Source organism: Paenibacillus rigui (genome assembly GCF_002234615.1).
GTDB classification, from domain to species: domain Bacteria; phylum Bacillota; class Bacilli; order Paenibacillales; family NBRC-103111; genus Paenibacillus_S; species Paenibacillus_S rigui.
In genome coordinates this window covers 166,539-182,789 of sequence record NZ_NMQW01000027.1, presented here as the reverse complement: position 1 = coordinate 182,789, position 16,251 = coordinate 166,539, and the positions used below count along the sequence as shown (strand labels likewise).

The 16,251-nt window shown below is 44.4% G+C and carries 19 protein-coding genes; 2 read left to right on the top strand and 17 right to left on the bottom strand.

Annotation, left to right across the window (positions count from 1 at the left end; all coding sequences use genetic code 11):
• Positions 1-400: 400 nt before the first annotated feature.
• From CF651_RS19850 to CF651_RS19830, 5 genes are all read right to left on the bottom strand, one after another.
• On the bottom strand, positions 401-784 hold the full coding sequence (locus tag CF651_RS19850) for a spore germination protein GerPE (RefSeq protein WP_094016612.1): 384 nt from the start codon (positions 782-784) through the stop codon (positions 401-403).
• Entirely contained in the window at positions 781-978 is a 198-nt protein-coding gene (locus CF651_RS19845; protein WP_179232892.1) for a spore gernimation protein GerPD, read from the bottom strand. Before CF651_RS19845 ends, CF651_RS19850 begins: the two co-directional genes overlap by 4 nt.
• The gene (gerPC, locus tag CF651_RS19840) at positions 975-1,634 is read right to left on the bottom strand and encodes a spore germination protein GerPC (RefSeq protein WP_094016610.1); all 660 of its coding nucleotides are present in this window, start codon (positions 1,632-1,634) and stop codon (positions 975-977) included. The genes CF651_RS19845 and gerPC overlap by 4 nt, the downstream gene beginning before the upstream one ends.
• Before the next feature lie 67 nt (positions 1,635-1,701).
• Entirely contained in the window at positions 1,702-1,905 is a 204-nt protein-coding gene (locus tag CF651_RS19835; RefSeq protein ID WP_094016609.1) for a spore germination protein GerPB, read from the bottom strand.
• Entirely contained in the window at positions 1,906-2,142 is a 237-nt protein-coding gene (locus tag CF651_RS19830; protein ID WP_094016608.1) for a spore germination protein, read from the bottom strand.
• Positions 2,143-2,328: 186 nt separating this feature from the next.
• Between CF651_RS19830 and CF651_RS19825 the strand changes: the two genes are divergently transcribed.
• Complete coding sequence (locus CF651_RS19825) at positions 2,329-2,787, top strand: Hsp20/alpha crystallin family protein (protein WP_094016607.1); 459 nt, start codon at positions 2,329-2,331, stop codon at positions 2,785-2,787.
• 18 nt (positions 2,788-2,805) lie between these two features.
• The gene (locus CF651_RS19820) at positions 2,806-3,138 is read left to right on the top strand and encodes a L,D-transpeptidase (protein ID WP_094016606.1); all 333 of its coding nucleotides are present in this window, start codon (positions 2,806-2,808) and stop codon (positions 3,136-3,138) included.
• 52 nt (positions 3,139-3,190) lie between these two features.
• On the opposite strand, the gene CF651_RS19815 is transcribed toward CF651_RS19820, so the two are convergent.
• From CF651_RS19815 to CF651_RS19760, 12 genes are all read right to left on the bottom strand, one after another.
• Complete coding sequence (locus CF651_RS19815) at positions 3,191-3,583, bottom strand: YlbF/YmcA family competence regulator (RefSeq protein ID WP_094016618.1); 393 nt, start codon at positions 3,581-3,583, stop codon at positions 3,191-3,193.
• Between the two features lie 103 nt (positions 3,584-3,686).
• Positions 3,687-5,159 (bottom strand): tRNA (N6-isopentenyl adenosine(37)-C2)-methylthiotransferase MiaB, encoded by a 1,473-nt coding sequence (gene miaB / locus CF651_RS19810; protein WP_094016605.1) that lies wholly within the window; start codon positions 5,157-5,159, stop codon positions 3,687-3,689.
• A 105-nt stretch (positions 5,160-5,264) separates the two neighbouring features.
• Positions 5,265-5,834, bottom strand: coding sequence for a phosphate propanoyltransferase (pduL, locus tag CF651_RS19805; protein WP_094016604.1), 570 nt, complete (start codon positions 5,832-5,834; stop codon positions 5,265-5,267).
• Positions 5,835-5,965: 131 nt separating this feature from the next.
• A complete protein-coding gene (locus CF651_RS19800; protein ID WP_094016603.1) occupies positions 5,966-6,832 on the bottom strand; it encodes a 2-oxoacid:ferredoxin oxidoreductase subunit beta in 867 nt (288 codons plus the stop codon).
• On the bottom strand, positions 6,820-8,571 hold the full coding sequence (locus CF651_RS19795; protein ID WP_094016602.1) for a 2-oxoacid:acceptor oxidoreductase subunit alpha: 1,752 nt from the start codon (positions 8,569-8,571) through the stop codon (positions 6,820-6,822). Before CF651_RS19795 ends, CF651_RS19800 begins: the two co-directional genes overlap by 13 nt.
• A 232-nt stretch (positions 8,572-8,803) precedes the next feature.
• On the bottom strand, positions 8,804-9,745 hold the full coding sequence (locus tag CF651_RS19790; RefSeq protein ID WP_094016601.1) for a dipeptidase: 942 nt from the start codon (positions 9,743-9,745) through the stop codon (positions 8,804-8,806).
• Positions 9,746-9,855: 110 nt separating this feature from the next.
• The gene (locus CF651_RS19785; RefSeq protein ID WP_006286829.1) at positions 9,856-10,116 is read right to left on the bottom strand and encodes a stage V sporulation protein S; all 261 of its coding nucleotides are present in this window, start codon (positions 10,114-10,116) and stop codon (positions 9,856-9,858) included.
• Between the two features lie 108 nt (positions 10,117-10,224).
• On the bottom strand, positions 10,225-11,019 hold the full coding sequence (locus CF651_RS19780) for a TIGR00282 family metallophosphoesterase (RefSeq protein ID WP_094016600.1): 795 nt from the start codon (positions 11,017-11,019) through the stop codon (positions 10,225-10,227).
• Between the two features lie 112 nt (positions 11,020-11,131).
• Positions 11,132-12,676 carry a ribonuclease Y gene (gene rny, locus CF651_RS19775; protein ID WP_094016599.1) on the bottom strand — a complete coding sequence of 515 codons (1,545 nt, stop codon included), beginning with the start codon at positions 12,674-12,676 and terminating at the stop codon, positions 11,132-11,134.
• 295 nt (positions 12,677-12,971) lie between these two features.
• Positions 12,972-13,673 (bottom strand): regulatory protein RecX, encoded by a 702-nt coding sequence (locus CF651_RS19770; RefSeq protein ID WP_094016598.1) that lies wholly within the window; start codon positions 13,671-13,673, stop codon positions 12,972-12,974.
• A 72-nt stretch (positions 13,674-13,745) separates the two neighbouring features.
• Positions 13,746-14,795 (bottom strand): recombinase RecA, encoded by a 1,050-nt coding sequence (gene recA, locus CF651_RS19765; protein WP_094016597.1) that lies wholly within the window; start codon positions 14,793-14,795, stop codon positions 13,746-13,748.
• A gap of 186 nt (positions 14,796-14,981) precedes the next feature.
• On the bottom strand, positions 14,982-16,229 hold the full coding sequence (locus CF651_RS19760) for a competence/damage-inducible protein A (protein WP_094016596.1): 1,248 nt from the start codon (positions 16,227-16,229) through the stop codon (positions 14,982-14,984).
• Positions 16,230-16,251 lie beyond the last annotated feature (22 nt).

The following is a 16,251-nucleotide window of genomic DNA, read 5'->3' as shown; positions in this document are numbered from 1 at the left end:
CAGTTTTCAAAGGGCAATGACCAGACCAAATGGCCGGAATAACAATATACCACATTAACCTATCGGAATGCAAGTATTTATTTTTTACCTTCAAATCCACTTCTCTACCCTTGTCTTGAGCCTTAATCTTACTAAAATAACTTGTCCCCAAGACAGAAGACAAATATACCATGTGGATAAACAAAAGGCAAATCCATTAATTTACTTTTTCATTCAGATCGCGTATGGGAATTAACATTTGGCAAAGATGGACATGATATAACAAGAGAAATCATATTGAATGTGGAGGGTTTACCGATGGTCACACAGTTTACGGTTGCACACTTGGCTCCTGATATTCTAACCGAAATCAAACTATTGGAAGAGAAACTACGCTCCCAAGTTAATCAAAATATCGTTCTCATTGCTTACTCGGAGAAGGAGCATTTGTCACAAACTGACGAAAATACTTAATTCGGGAATCAGCAACTATTTTTTCATTCGAACCGACTTGCAAAACAGAGGAGACAGCAATAGCGACAACCTTGATACAGCCCACTTGGATGGCGCTATCCCTGTTATCAATAGACATATGCAGGTTCTCCTGGGCACCCATGAATGGAATGTCCCGTGAAAAAATAGGGTAATCAAAATTCCCCTCATCGTCCCAGAAATAAGGGAATGCACGTTGGATAGCTAACGCCCTGGTCATAGGTACTATGGATTCATTATCTCCTATTTGAACAATAGACGACTGTGCAACGCTATTTATTTTCAGATCCCTTACCACGGACCAACGAGTCATGGGTTTTCATCCTTCTTTTCTTCGGAAGGAAGTGGCGCAAGCGGCCCCACTATCACAGATTCAGGAGGCGTATCAAATATAGACGAGCAAATAATTTGTTCCGTATCTCCAATAAGAAAAACTGAAGAGCTTGATACTCCCAAAACACGAATTTCTCCAACACATAAGGCCTTGTTAGTCACTTGAAAGTTCACGTCAATTCCACATCCTTTTGAGGCAGTTTATTAAAGTATTCATTCAACGCCGCCTGAATATCATTCTTGGTTCTAAAAATAACCGAGTCTTTGATAGAGGATAATTGATCCTCCGTTGCACCTGGTTCCATTTGACGCAAATAATAAGTAATTCGCTGGTCGATCTGCCGGCCTAAATCTTCCACGATCAGCCTCTGGTGCCAGCTATCCAATGTATGTCCGTGCTCTGCCTGTAAAACCGCCAGCTGTCTAGGTACCTGTTGATTCAAAAACAGCAGAAGCTCCTTCGTAATCTCTCCTCGAAGTCCTTGAACAGAAGCGTCCAAAGGGCTTTGAGGCTGGGCTTTTTGATCCATTGCCTGCGCCTCTACATTCGTGTTCGTCGTTGAAGAATCCCCCTTTGAGTTAACCGCCATGTCCTCCACCGCACTCGGGTTGATTCCGATATTTAGTGTTCCTTCTAAGGTTTCCACTTTGAGCTGATCAAACTTATATTCGATTTTATCAATATGAATTCGTTTCTGGTCCTTGAGATTTCCAATTTCCGCTTTTAAATCCTCAATGGCTTTTTCCAATTGTTGAATTTTTCCGTCTTTGGCTTGAACATAAGCGTGCATGCTTTGAACATATTGACACCATTGCTGCCATGTATACACGTCTCATCCCCCCTTATGCCTTTAGGGTATGCAAGTGCTTGAAGGTAGGTGTTTGCCCAGTTACAAATCAAGTGGGATTAGGCAGCGGCACAAGAGACAGCGTTGATCCCCCTCCTAATTCCGGAGCAGGTCCTGTAAATTTTCCTGTGTTGTATAAGTTAGAAAGTGGTTTCATCACTCCGGCACTCCCAATTTGTAAAATGGATGAATTGGATACGGTATCGACACGCAGCTGATGAATCACGATATGCTGATTGACAACCAAATTCAATTAGACCACCCCTTTATTTCCGACAGTCGTTGGATTCGAATCGTTCACATCAGGATCATTTGTGCTTGTATTACTAATGGCATTGTTGGTATGTGCAAAATCCCCCGTATTAAATGACCCCGCTCCCGCATAGGTCTTGGAGGTGCTTTCCGGCGATAGCTGCACGGCATCTCCAATTTGAACGATGGAGCTCGGTCCTACGTTTAAAATTTTGATGTTGCCCACGATGGACGGCATAAGCAAACTCCTTTGGCGTGACTTCGAAACCGCGTCTTTTTGTATTGTATGTAGATATCCGCCTAGAGGTAACCCCAAAAAGGAACTCCGCTCATCAGTCAAGCAGGCAATTTCATCAAAGTGTATCACCCAATCCACCCTTCTCATATAATAAATACACATTATGACAACGGGAGGCTTACGCTTATGAGCCGAGGCGGCGGCATCAACCCCTTCAAATGGGACCAAATGGAAAAATTACTTGGCAGCAAGCTGCCTGCATTACCGTCTGCTCAGCAAATGGATATGTTAAATGATACATCTTGGGTTGAAGACTACGTGCAACAAGTACTCACCAAAAGCATGCCGGTTCTGGGCAGTTCAAATAAACGGTCAGCTGGGTCGGCAGAGGTTTTCGATACCCATAACTATGTCATTGTAAAAGTTAAAATGTCGGATCAAAAATGCAGCCCGACCGTGAAGGTAAGGGTGGACCAAGTACGGTTTGACGGGATGGAAAATGGCACTAAAAAAATCGTACCTCTCCCCTGTCATGTGATTCCCCATACCAGCCGTTCCTCTTTTAAAGACGGGATTCTTCAAGTCAAAATGCGCAAAAAGAAAATCAATAAAACGTACTACGAGATTCCCATAAGATATCTATAACATTTAGGAAGTGACATCATGTATCGAATCATAATCGATCTATCCTCCAGGACGCTGTATTTGCTTCAAAACAATATGGTGGTCCGTGGATTTCCTATTGGTATTGGCAAAGAGCTAACCCAGACCCCGGTAGGCGAATATACAATCATTAACAAGGTGCCGAATCCAGGCGGTCCGTTTGGCGCTTTCTGGATGGGTCTATCTCGTCCGCACTACGGGATCCATGGTACAAACAACCCCGCTTCCATCGGCACTCTGGCATCTCATGGCTGTGTGCGTATGTATAACGAAGATGTATTGTCACTTTCGCGAATCGTACCAATCGGTACCAGAGTCACCATTCGATATTAAAAAACCACCTTGCTCCATTGAAGAGCAAGGTGGTCCTATGATTCAATCTAATCTACTCATTGCCTGCAACCACAGCAACTTTATCGGAAACCGTATCTCGGATTACCGACATCACAAGCTGCAGCAAATAATTAATATCTTCTTGGGACTGTTTAAATTCACTAACAATTGGAATGTTATCCAGTTGATCCTGCAAATCTTCAATTTCCTTTTCGATCTTTTCAACCATTTTATTATTTTCAAACGATTCAAAAGCTACAATTTCTTTTTGCTTTTTCTTAATTGCACTTATTAGTGTTTGAATTTGATCGTTGGACGAAATTTGAGCCTCCGCTTTTTGAAAAAATTGAACCTCGTTCGAGGTGGATATCAGCTCCGCCAATTCCTTGGCTTTCGCTAAAATATCCTCACGAACGATCATTTCTGTGTTCGTATAACGCTCCATATCACTGCATTGTCTATGATTATGGTCATGATTGTGATGTTCCGACATGGCCAGACACGCCCCTCAACAAATATTCTTAATGATTGTACTCACTTACTCATGGTTATACAGCTGACGCTGGAACCCATTCCCCTTTGATATACCAGGTCTGTGCGTCTGTAATACGGACAGGCACGATTTTACCGATAAGCTCCTTGGGACCCACCAAATGCACCAATTTATTCGTGCGTGTTCGTCCTGCAAGTACGTCCGAGTTGTTTTTGCTTTCCCCTTCGACCAAGACATCCACAACTTTTCCTTTAAAGCTTTCGTTGCTTTCTTTACTGAACTCTGCCAATACAGCATTTAAGCGGTACAGGCGGGACTTTTTCACTTCCATCGGCACATCATCGTCCATGTCTGCTGCAGGCGTCCCTTCCCTAGGCGAGTAAATGAAAGTATAGGCACTGTCGAATTTCACTTCTTTTACAAGGGACAGCGTATCCTCGAACTGCTCCTCCGTCTCACCAGGAAAGCCTACGATGATATCTGTCGTCATGCCAACATCCGGAATCGCGTTTTTAATTTTGGCTACCAGCTCCAAATAATGCTCGCGGGTATATTTACGGCTCATCCGCTTCAAAATTTCATTACTGCCCGATTGTACCGGCAGATGAATTTGTTCTACGAGATTGCCTTTCTTCGCAAGAACTTCAATCAAGTGATCATCAAAGTCACGCGGGTGCGATGTTGTAAAACGAACACGCGGGATATCTATTTTCGAAATATCGTTCATAAGATCCCCGAACGTATATTCGATGTCATCAAAATCCTTGCCATAGGCATTTACGTTTTGGCCAAGCAGCATGATTTCTTGAAAGCCTTGTCTCGCAAGGTCCCTTACTTCCGCCAGGACATCCTCGGGCCGACGGCTCCGTTCTTTACCGCGGGTGTAAGGCACAATACAGTAAGTACAAAACTTATCGCATCCATACATAATATTAACCCAGGCTTTAATGCCTTCCCGTTTTTTAGGCAGGTTTTCGACGATATCGCCTTCTTTGGACCAAACCTCAATGACCATTTCTTTACTGTAAAATGCTTCCTTCAACAGGTTAGGCAGCCGATGAATATTATGGGTTCCGAAGATCAGATCCACGAAAGCATGCTTCTGAAGTATACGATTCACGACTGCTTCTTCCTGGGACATACATCCGCACACACCAAGAACAAGAGATGGCTTTTCTGCCTTCAAGTGCTTCAAATGACCTAACTCACCAAAAACTTTATCCTCGGCGTTTTCACGCACCGCACAAGTATTCAGCAGGATGACATCAGCCTGACGGCGATCGTCCGTAGCCTGATATCCCATCTGTTCGAGCAAGCCCATAATGGTTTCTGTATCATGCTCGTTCATCTGGCATCCATATGTTTGGATCAAATAATATTTATCCTTGCCAAACTGCTGCATATCTTCAGGGATTTCAAAATTATAGTGTACCTTAATATCTTCCTTGCCCCGCTTCTTCGCATCTGTTAGGGAAGGAGGTTGAAAATATATAGAAAAATCTTTATCAGATTTATTCTTCGTTGTCATTCACGTGTTCCTCCTGAAAATAGGCTGCAATCATCATATAAAAAGATCATACCTGCTATTATATCATTATTGCAGCATGAATTTCAAAGAGAACGTATGACTCCGCTAAGCTAAAATAATAGCTGTATCACCTGTTTTGACTCCGGCAGCATTCGCTTCATCGGTATCAATATGCATATCAAGAGCGTACTGGTCTGATACACGGGCAACAACCTGTTCAAATACAAGCGAACGTTCACCCTCCACCTTGACCGTTAACATCTGCTTATCAGCAATTCCCCATTTTGCAGCATCCTCTGTGTGAAAATGGATATGTCTTGCCGCAACAATGACACCTTGTGTTAACTCAATTTTGCCTGCCGGTCCCTCCAGCGTGCAGCCTGGCGTGCCCTCAATATGACCTGATTCCCGCACCGGCGGATTCAAGCCAAGGGTAAACGCATCCGTGCGTGAAACTTCAAGCTGTGTCTTGCCCCTTGCAGGCCCAAGAATTCTCACCTTATCAAATTTCCCTTTCGGTCCGATGACAGCAACCGTTTCTGCTGCGGCAAATTGCCCGGGCTGAGACAGCTCCTTCATCACTTGAAGCTCGTAGCCTTTCCCAAATAGCTGCTCGATATGTTCAACAGATAAATGGATATGTCTTGCGGAAACGCCAATAGGTACTTGTTTCATGGACGACTCTCCATTCCTAGAATATGTATTTTTAAGACTTCATCTAGTGTTTCTAGATTTGACCTGATTATAACGTAAAGTCAAGAAAAAAAGCACACGGCTGAGCCGTATGCTTTGAACGATTTATGAAATTATTTAAATTCTGCAACCAATTTCTCGAAATCTTGCTCAGAGATTTTAAGATCTTGTTTAGCCAAAGCCTCTTCTCTGAAACCAGGAACATGCGTCTCATAGCTGGTTTTGGATTTATCTTGATAGATCAAGCCCGTCAACATGCTATTTGTTTCCATGATTTTGGTCATAGCCATAACACGGTTCGTAGGATCGTAATCCGGAATTTCTTCCAGGTCTACGATATTCTCTTTAAACCAGTCATAAGTGTTAACCTTGTTAAAAGTTACACACGGACTGAACACGTTGATGAAGGAGAAGCCTTTATGCTGCATGCCTTGCTCGATCAACGAAGTCAATTGCTTCAGATTGCTCGAGAACGACTGTGCAACGAATGTGGCACCTGCAGCCAAAGCTACTTCAAGCGGCGACAATGCAGATTCAATGGATCCGGATGGCGTACTTTTCGTTTTGAAGCCTTCCGCACTACGAGGGGACGTTTGACCTTTCGTCAACCCGTAAATTTGGTTATCCATAACGATATAAGTAATATCGATGTTACGACGAATGGCGTGAACTGTATGGCCCATACCGATTGCAAAACCGTCACCATCACCACCGGCTGCAAGCACCGTCAGCTCACGGTTAGCCATTTTCAAACCTTGAGCGATAGGCAGGGAACGGCCATGCACGCCGTGGAAGCCATAAGCGTTAATATAACCGGAAATACGACCGGAACAACCGATACCGGAAACGACGCCCAATTGCTCAGGCTCAAGTCCTACATTGGCTGCAGCTCTTTGAATAGCTGCTTGAATGGAGAAGTCACCGCATCCGGGACACCAGTTAGGTTTAATATTGTTACGAAAGTCTTTTAACGTTGCCATACTAGTTTCAACTCCTGACAAAATGTAGTGATTTCTGCCGGCAAGAATGGGTTACCGTTATATTTCAACAAGCTTTTGATTTTGTCTGCATAGCCTACGTTCAATTTGATCAACGAAGCCAATTGAGCCGTAGCGTTATTCTCAACAACAACCACTGTTTTTGCTTTGTCGATATAAGGTCTCAGCTCTTCAGCCGGGAACGGGTGCAGTAAGCGAACTGTAGCATGGTTAGTCGTAATACCTTGCTTCTCCAGGCGCGCTCTTGCTTCATCAATCGTACCGCCAGTAGATCCCATACCGATGATCAGAATTTCCGGCTCAGCATGAGGCGCATCGATCAGGATTGGATTTTCCACTTTCACGTGCTTCAGTTTTTCCATCCGCTTATCCATCATTTTTTTACGGTTATCCGTGCTCTCGGATGGACGACCTTCTTGGTCATGCTCTACGCCGGTAACATGGTGAATACCATATTTTTGACCCGGAATGGAACGTGGAGAAACACCGTCTTGAGTAAACTCATAACGTTTGAACAATTTGTTTTCTTCCGTCGGAGGCAGCTCGCCTTGAACCAGTTGTCCGCGGTCGATAACGATTTTATTGTAATCCAGCAACTCACTGGATTGTTTACCCAGGGAAAGCTGAAGGTCTGTCAATAAAATGACCGGCACTTGGTATTTCTCTGCCAAGTTGAACGCTTGAATTGTGTCATAGAAGCATTCTTCGATTGTGGACGGGGACAGCACGATTTTAGGAATTTCACCATGTGTTCCGTAGATCATTGCATACAAGTCGGATTGCTCTTGCTTTGTAGGAAGACCTGTGGATGGACCTCCACGTTGCGTATCAACGATAACAACAGGAGTTTCCGTCATACCTGCAAGACCGATCGCTTCCATCATCAAGGAAAGACCAGGACCAGCCGAAGCCGTCATCGTACGTACGCCGCCGTAGTTACCACCAATAGCCATAGTTACAGCTGCGATCTCGTCTTCCGTTTGAATAACAGTACCACCGAATTTAGGCAATGCTTTGATTAAGTATTCCATGATCTCGGAAGCCGGTGTAATTGGATATGCAGGCATGAAACGACAGCCCGCTGCCACTGCACCAAGACCGATTGCATCGTTACCGATGATGAACAGCTTTTGCTTACCGTCAGCAGGCTCCAATTGGAACTCAGGCAATGGTCCGCCGTTCATTTCCAAAATGAATTCAGCCGCTTTGCGAACCGCTTCGATGTTTTTCTCAACAACCGCAGGACCTTTACGTCCGAACTCTTCTTCAACCGCTTTATTAAACACTTCCAGAGGCAGGCCTAACAATGCCCATGACGCACCGGAAGCAGCCATGTTCTTAAATAGGGAGGTTCCCAACTCTTCAGCAATCGCTGTAATAGGTACTGGGAATAAACGTGCTTTGATACCTTCAGGTACAACAGGATTAAATTTGGCGTCTGCAACAATTACGCCGTTCTCACGAAGCTCATGCGCGTTCAAATCGATTGTTTCTTGGTCAAATGCAACAAGGATATCCAAATCATCGGAAATCGCACGAATCGGTTTCGTACTGATTCTGATCTTGTTATTGGTGTGCCCCCCCTTAATACGAGAGGAGAAATGACGGTATCCGTACAAATAATATCCAAGACGATTCAATGCCGTCGAGAAGATTTTGTCGGTACTTTCAACACCTTCCCCTTGTTGTCCTCCGATCTTCCAAGATAATTGGCTAATCACCGTTGTCCACTCCTTTGAATTGTCACTGTCATTTTGCAACAGATCAACTATACTTTAAAAGAAATTTCATAATTGGATAAAAAATTTCTTTCAGTTGTCAACCAAATTTTATGACTTTACATGTCAAAAAGCAAGTGATTTCAACCATTTTAAAGATAGTTATTTTAGATGATATCCATATCAAAAAGAGATTAATTATCACGGCATATATCTCCGATATAGATACAATTGTTTAACAATTGGGCAGATTCGTTTGCAGGAAGCTTAACCAATTGCGAAAGAGAAAGCCTTGGACCCACTCGTCTTTGTAATGCTTGCTTAGCTTATCGGCTAAATTGTTATATTGACCCGCATGCTCCAGACCAGGTATCCATTGTTCAATTCCATCAAAGTCTGATCCGAGAACGATATGCTGCACACCCCCCAATGCACAAATATGCTCAATATGCTTAAGCAATTGGTCTATCGATGCCGTTCCTTTATCGGATACAAACCATGGAACGAAGGTCATACCGATCCGGCCTTTTTTCTGAATTAACACCTGTATTTGACTGTCATCCAAATTACGAGGGTGGTTGCAAATGGCCTTGGCATTGGAATGTGTAGCGACAAAAGGCTTTAGAGATAAATCAGCCATATCCCAAAATGATTTCACTGATAGATGGGATACATCTAATATCATGCCCAATTCATTGCAATCTTTAATAAATCCTTTTCCTTTTTTCGAAAAGCCCCCCTGCCGCGGCTCAAGAATGCCATCTGCCGCCCAATTCGCATAGTTCCATGTCACACCGATCATGCGGACACCCAGATGGTACAATGTCTGCGTGTATAAGGGATTGTCCCTAATCGCATCCGCTCCCTCCAAGGTTAACATAGCACCTCTCACATCACTTTGAATAACACGGTTGAGATCCGACTGATTCTTGATCAGGCACATTTGGCCTGCTGACACAATTTTCTGATAAAAAATATTTATGTACTCCAGATAATGCTCGAAATGAGGATGACGAATAGCTTCGGACAAATAAATTGCAAAAAACTGGATTTTTACTTCGGAAGCAGCCAGTCTTGCCGCATTCACATCCAGCTCCGTTTGCAGCGGGTCATAAAAATTCAGACCTGGCTTCTCATACATTTTCCACAATGCATCACAATGACCGTCGATAATCATTTACTTCACGCCTCCCCAGCTTCGTTTAAATAACAAATTAAAAAACCTGTCTACAAAGTAAACAGGCTGTAAAGTACAACTTTATTCATTCCTATCGTCATGCGTACGTATTATCTTGGCTCCACAATAAGCTTGATGGCCGTCCGATCTTCTCCGTCAATCACAATATCTGTAAAGGCTGGTATGCAAATCAAATCAACCCCGCTGGGAGCCACGAATCCACGTGCAATCGCTACAGCTTTAATAGCTTGGTTTAGTGCACCGGCACCGATCGCTTGCAGCTCAGCTGCACCGCGTTCGCGTAATACCCCTGCCAGCGCTCCAGCTACGGAGTTAGGATTGGACTTTGCTGAAACTTTTAATACTTCCATGAAAAGTACCTCCTCGGGAATGATGGATTGCTTCCAGTACTAATCATATTCTAGGAAATTGCGGTTAATTCCTTCTTCCCGAAGATCATATTTTCTAACAATTCAGAATCATTCGAAAATAATCTGGTCTTCATCCTTCCGGATGAGTTGGATTTTTTGAGCCAGCCCTGTATTGGGATCTAAATCGATACATACTGCATGGAAGTGCCATTTCCCCTCATCTACCACAAAACGAACCGGGAGCTGGGTTTTAAATTTCTGCATGACAGCCACCCTCTCCATGCCGAGTATTCCATCCCGGGGGCCAACCATTCCTACATCGGTTACATAAGCTGTTCCTTGCGGCAAAACCCTCTCGTCATGGGTTTGTACATGTGTATGTGTTCCAACCACCACAGACACCTTTCCGTCCAAATGCCAGCCCATGGCAAGCTTCTCTGAGGTCGCTTCCGCATGGAAGTCAAACAAAACGAACTTCGTCCGTTTTTTGACTACATCCACAATTTCATCCGCCTTTTCAAAAGGACAATCTAATGGTGGCAAAAAGGTTCGGCCCTGCATATTAATGATAGCCAGTTCATGTCCTTTGACTTTAATGAAGGTATAACCGCGACCTGGCGTCCCTTTTGGAAAATTAGCCGGCCGGACCATTCGCTCCTCATTATCTATAAAATCAAATATTTCTTTTTGGTCCCATGTATGGTTCCCCATCGTAATGCCATGGATCCCCATTTCAAAGAGTTCCTTTGTAAGCGCCGCAGTAATCCCTCTTCCTGCCGCAGCATTTTCTCCATTTGCTATAATAAATGTCGGATTCAGCTTCTGTTTCAGCCCAGGCAGGCAAGCCTTGACCGCCTTGCGACCGACGGAACCGACAATATCTCCGATAAATAAAATTCTCATTTGGTGCTCCCTTCTATGTGCATAAACCTTTGCTTGCTATAGCGAGAATGGATGAAATGCTAAAAGAAAAGTGGCTTATTCAGCCACTTTTCGTTGTAGTGTATGCAATTGGTTACTTAGCGTATTCAACCGCACGCGTCTCGCGAATTACGGTTACTTTGATATGACCCGGATAGTCCAGTTCACTTTCAATTTTCTTCGTAATATCACGAGCCAAGCGGAATGCTTCCGTATCGTCGACCTTTTCCGGCTGTACCATGACACGAACCTCACGTCCAGCCTGGATTGCATAGGACTTCTCAACGCCGTCGAACGACTCTGAGATCTCCTCAAGCTTCTCTAGACGTTTAATGTACGTTTCGAGTGTCTCACGGCGAGCTCCTGGTCTTGCTGCCGACAATGCGTCTGCTGCACCAACCAGCATGGCGATTACCGATGTAGCTTCACAGTCACCATGGTGAGATGCGATACTATTAATAACTACAGGGTGCTCTTTGTACTTTTTGGCAATCTCGACGCCAATTTCAACATGTGAGCCCTCTACTTCATGATCCAATGCCTTACCGATGTCATGCAGGAGACCGGCACGTTTCGCCAATGTCACGTCTTCCCCAAGTTCTCCAGCCATCAATCCGGTCAGGTAGGCCACTTCCATGGAGTGCTTAAGCACATTTTGTCCATAGCTCGTTCTGAATTTAAGACGACCCAAGATTTTGATCAAATCCGGATGCAACCCGTGAACGCCTGTCTCAAATGTCGCTTGCTCCCCATATTCGCGGATACGTTCATCCACTTCTTTACGGGATTTTTCAACCATCTCTTCAATACGTGCAGGATGGATACGTCCATCTGCCACCAGTTTTTCAAGAGAAGTACGGGCAATTTCCCTACGGATCGGGTCAAAGCCGGAAAGAATGACCGCCTCAGGCGTATCGTCAATAATAAGGTCGATACCCGTCAGTGTTTCCAGTGCACGGATGTTTCTGCCTTCACGCCCGATAATACGTCCTTTCATTTCCTCATTCGGCAAGGAAACGACAGAAACGGTTGTTTCAGCCACATGATCGGCAGCACATCTTTGAATGGCCAGCGTAATAATCTCACGCGCTTTCTTGTCGCCTTCTTCTTTAGCTTGTTGTTCGATTTCTTTAATTAATTGAGCTGTTTCATGTCTTACTTCCTGCTCTACATTGGTCAAGATAATTTGCTTGGCATCTTCCATAGAAAGAGCGGAAATTCGTTCCAGCTCCGCAACTTGATTTTTATAAATCTGATCAATTTGCGATTGGGTTTCTTCGATTCTTTTCTCTTTGTTGGCGACCTGCTCTTCTTTTTTCTCCAGAGATTCTAATTTTTTATCCAGCGATTCCTCTTTTTGCAACAAACGTCTCTCTTGTCGTTGTGTTTCATTCCGACGATCACGAATGTCTTTTTCAGCTTCGGACCTAAGCTTGTGAATCTCGTCCTTAGCCTCCAGAACCGCTTCCTTCTTTAGTGCTTCCGCCTCTTTCCTAGCATTTTCCTTAATTTGCTCGGCGGCTTGCTCAGCACTTGAAATCTTCGCTTCTGCAAGATTCTTGCGGATAAAATAACCAATCCCTAAGCAAAGTAAACCAACAACGAGAATAATTAAGATCCAGATGGCCGGATTGTTCATCCAGTTCACCTCCTCGTTGTTTCTCCAAGGGGTAGCTTGGGACAGTATGGTTTTGGTTTTTAATCCGTTTGACAAGCATAAGAAAAAGTAAAAATTGGCGATTTTACTTTACGAACCCTCCTTACATGAAGAAAGGAAGATTCTGTGTATAAAATTATACATGATTATTTTATCTTTTGTCGAAGAAGCTTGTCAAGGTGTCATGCCCAGAAATGATTCCCTTATGCTAATTAGCCAGGGATAAATGCTCCCATTTACTTAACTTCATTAATATTATATGATATGAATGAAATGATCACTCGAACCCAAATTCGTTCATCTCATCCTCCAGCTCTTCCCCGAAAGCTTTCAATACCTCACGAACCACTTTCGATACAAGACTTGAGCTATAGCCTCTTCGCAATAGAAAACCCATTGCTTTTCTTTGTGCTTGTTTAGCATCGATAATAAATTCTTTACGATATTTCTTGTATACCAATTCATAGGCACTTCTATACTCTGTTTCCTCGTCAATTTGTTGAATGGCCTTTGAGATTTGTATCGGATCAATTCCTTTGAATTGAAGCTCTTGCTTGACCCAGTTCCGTCCTTTTTTCTGTGAGCGCACACGCTGCTTCGTTAGCTGCTCCGCAAATACGGCGTCATTTACATACTGTTCTTGCTTTAAACGTTCAACCGTAGTCGTTGCGAGTACAGGATCATATCCTTTTTGCTTCAGACGATTCCACAGTTCGTGCTCTGACCGCAAACGGGACCCCAACAGCCTGACTGCATATAAGTAAGCCCGTTGTTTCTCCTGAGCATGAACAATCGCTCTCAAGCCTTCCTCTTCAACCTCAGAGCCCTTTACCAGCTTATATCTAATTAATATATCTTCGTGAACGGAAAAGGCAAATTCATCATCAATATAGAGGTTATAACGGTCCTTTACTCTCTTTTGTCGTTCTACCTTAGTTATCGTACCGCTGCGTAACTTATCTTCCTCATCATGATTCATATGTGACTCCTCAGGCTAGGATAACAAAGGCACCATATACATAATGTACAGGTGCCTTTGCCGTATATTATATTATTCGAAGGCCAGCAGGTCTGCTTCGTCCTCATCTTCATCATCGTGCAATTCGGAAGCGGTAGCCGTTAAATTGCTGTTCTCGCGAATTTTTCTCTCGATCAAATCGGCGATTTGCGGATTTTCTTTTAGGAACTGCTTCGCATTCTCGCGACCTTGACCTAGGCGATCATTATTGAAAGAGTACCATGCACCGCTCTTTTGGACAATATCCATCTCGGACCCGATGTCAATAATACTGCCTTCCTTGGAAATTCCCTCACCATACATAATGTCAATGTCCGCTTGCTTAAACGGAGGCGCGACCTTGTTCTTCACGACTTTGATACGTGTACGGTTCCCGACCATGTCGTTGCCTTGTTTGATGGTTTCCACACGACGAACATCCAAACGAACGGAGGAATAAAACTTCAGTGCACGTCCCCCTGGCGTTGTCTCTGGGTTACCGAACATGACGCCAACCTTTTCACGCAATTGGTTAATGAATATCGCAATCGTCTTCGATTTATTAATAGCACCGGATAGCTTACGAAGAGCCTGAGACATCAAACGGGCCTGCAAACCAACGTGAGAGTCGCCCATTTCACCTTCGATCTCAGCCTTCGGAACTAATGCCGCAACAGAGTCAATAACGATAATATCCACTGCACCACTGCGAACCAAAGCTTCCGCAATCTCTAGAGCTTGTTCTCCCGTATCCGGTTGGGATAGCAGTAGATCATCAATATTAATGCCCAGCTTACTAGCATACAAAGGATCCAAGGCATGCTCAGCGTCGATAAAAGCAGCTTGTCCCCCTGCTCTTTGCACTTCTGCGATCGCATGCAATGCTACTGTTGTTTTACCGGATGATTCCGGGCCGTATACCTCTATAATTCTACCACGCGGAAAGCCGCCGATACCAAGAGCGATATCCAGTGCTAAAGAACCGCTGGGAATAGTTTCAACCTGCATATGGGTGGATTCACCCAACTTCATAATGGAGCCTTTGCCAAATTGTTTCTCAATTTGACGAAGAGCATTCTCCAATGCTGCGCGCCGATCTGTCAAAACACTCACTTCCTTCTTCATATTGGATAATTACATGATAACTTGTTTTGTTTACGTTGCCAAGCACTTTTTTGCGAACATACATTCGATCATTAGTCAAAAGAAAAACCGCAACAAAGAGTTTGGCTTTGCTACGGTGCTTCCGATAAATATATTATATAACAATCTATGGATGTATGACAAGCGTTAATTTCTAAGCAGCTGCCATAGTTGATATAAAGCACTTTTGGCGGCTCTAAGCTTAATAGATTCCCGATTCCCGGCAAGTTGCAGCTTTTTGGAAACCGTTGTACCGTTTTTGGTGGCAACCGCTACATAAACAAGGCCAACAGGTTTTCCCTCAGACTCGTCGGGACCCGCCACTCCCGTAATCGACAACGCGAAGTCCGCCGTTGATTGCTTCAATAGATTCTCGGCCAGTAGCCGAGCCGTTTCATCACTTACCGCGCCAGGAGCTTCAGGCCCTTCCAGCACCGACATCGGAACTCCGAGCAGCTTATGCTTCCACGCATTCGTGTAGCATACGATACTGCCTTCGAAAACAGCCGAACTACCTGGAATGGCCGTTAACATATCGCTAAGCCTTCCGCCGGTACAGCTTTCCGCTGCAGCAAGAGTCAGCCCTCTCCCCCTCATGCTGCGTACAATCTCATATTCCAATGTCACATCATCGGAAGCGTAAATATGCTGGCTGAGTCTCCGGCGAATTTCTTGCTCCATCGGCTCCAGCTTCCGATCGGCCTCCGCTTGACTGGCAGCGCGGGTCGTAATGCGAATAGCGACCTCCCCTTCTTTGGCATAAGGAGCGATTGTAGGATCCGTCTGCGCTTTGATTAAATCAAGCAGCTCATGCTCTAAAGCCGACTCTCCAATTCCCGCGAACTTCAACATTCTAGAAAAGAGAGGGGCAACGCCTTCAAGCTTGGAAGCAATCCATGGAGCCGCATAATGTTCAAACATCGGTTTCATTTCTTTAGGCGGACCTGGAAGCAGTATGTAATGGGTCTTCTCTTGGGTTAGGGCAACGCCTACAGCCATACCGTTATCGTTCTTTAAAGGATCGCTGTGCTCAAGCATTAGCGCTTGCCTCACATTGCTTTCGACCATCGGCACCCCGCGGCTGCGGAAAAACGTTTCTATGTAATCCAGTGAAGGCTGATGCACAATCAATTGTTGCCCTAACAATTCGCTTAAAGCGTCTTTCGTCAGATCATCTTGTGTCGGTCCCAGCCCCCCGGTACAGATGATTAAATCTGCACGGCTCTTAGCCAAAGTCAATGCTTCCTTCAATCGGGCCGTGTTATCTCCTACAACGGTCTGGAAATAGACGCTGACACCTAAATCAGCACAAGCTCGGGCTATAAACTGAGCATTCGTATTCACGATTTGCCCCAGAAGCAATTCGGTTCCCACCGCAATAATTTCCGCTTTCATCTTCAGTCACTCCTCCAGTTAA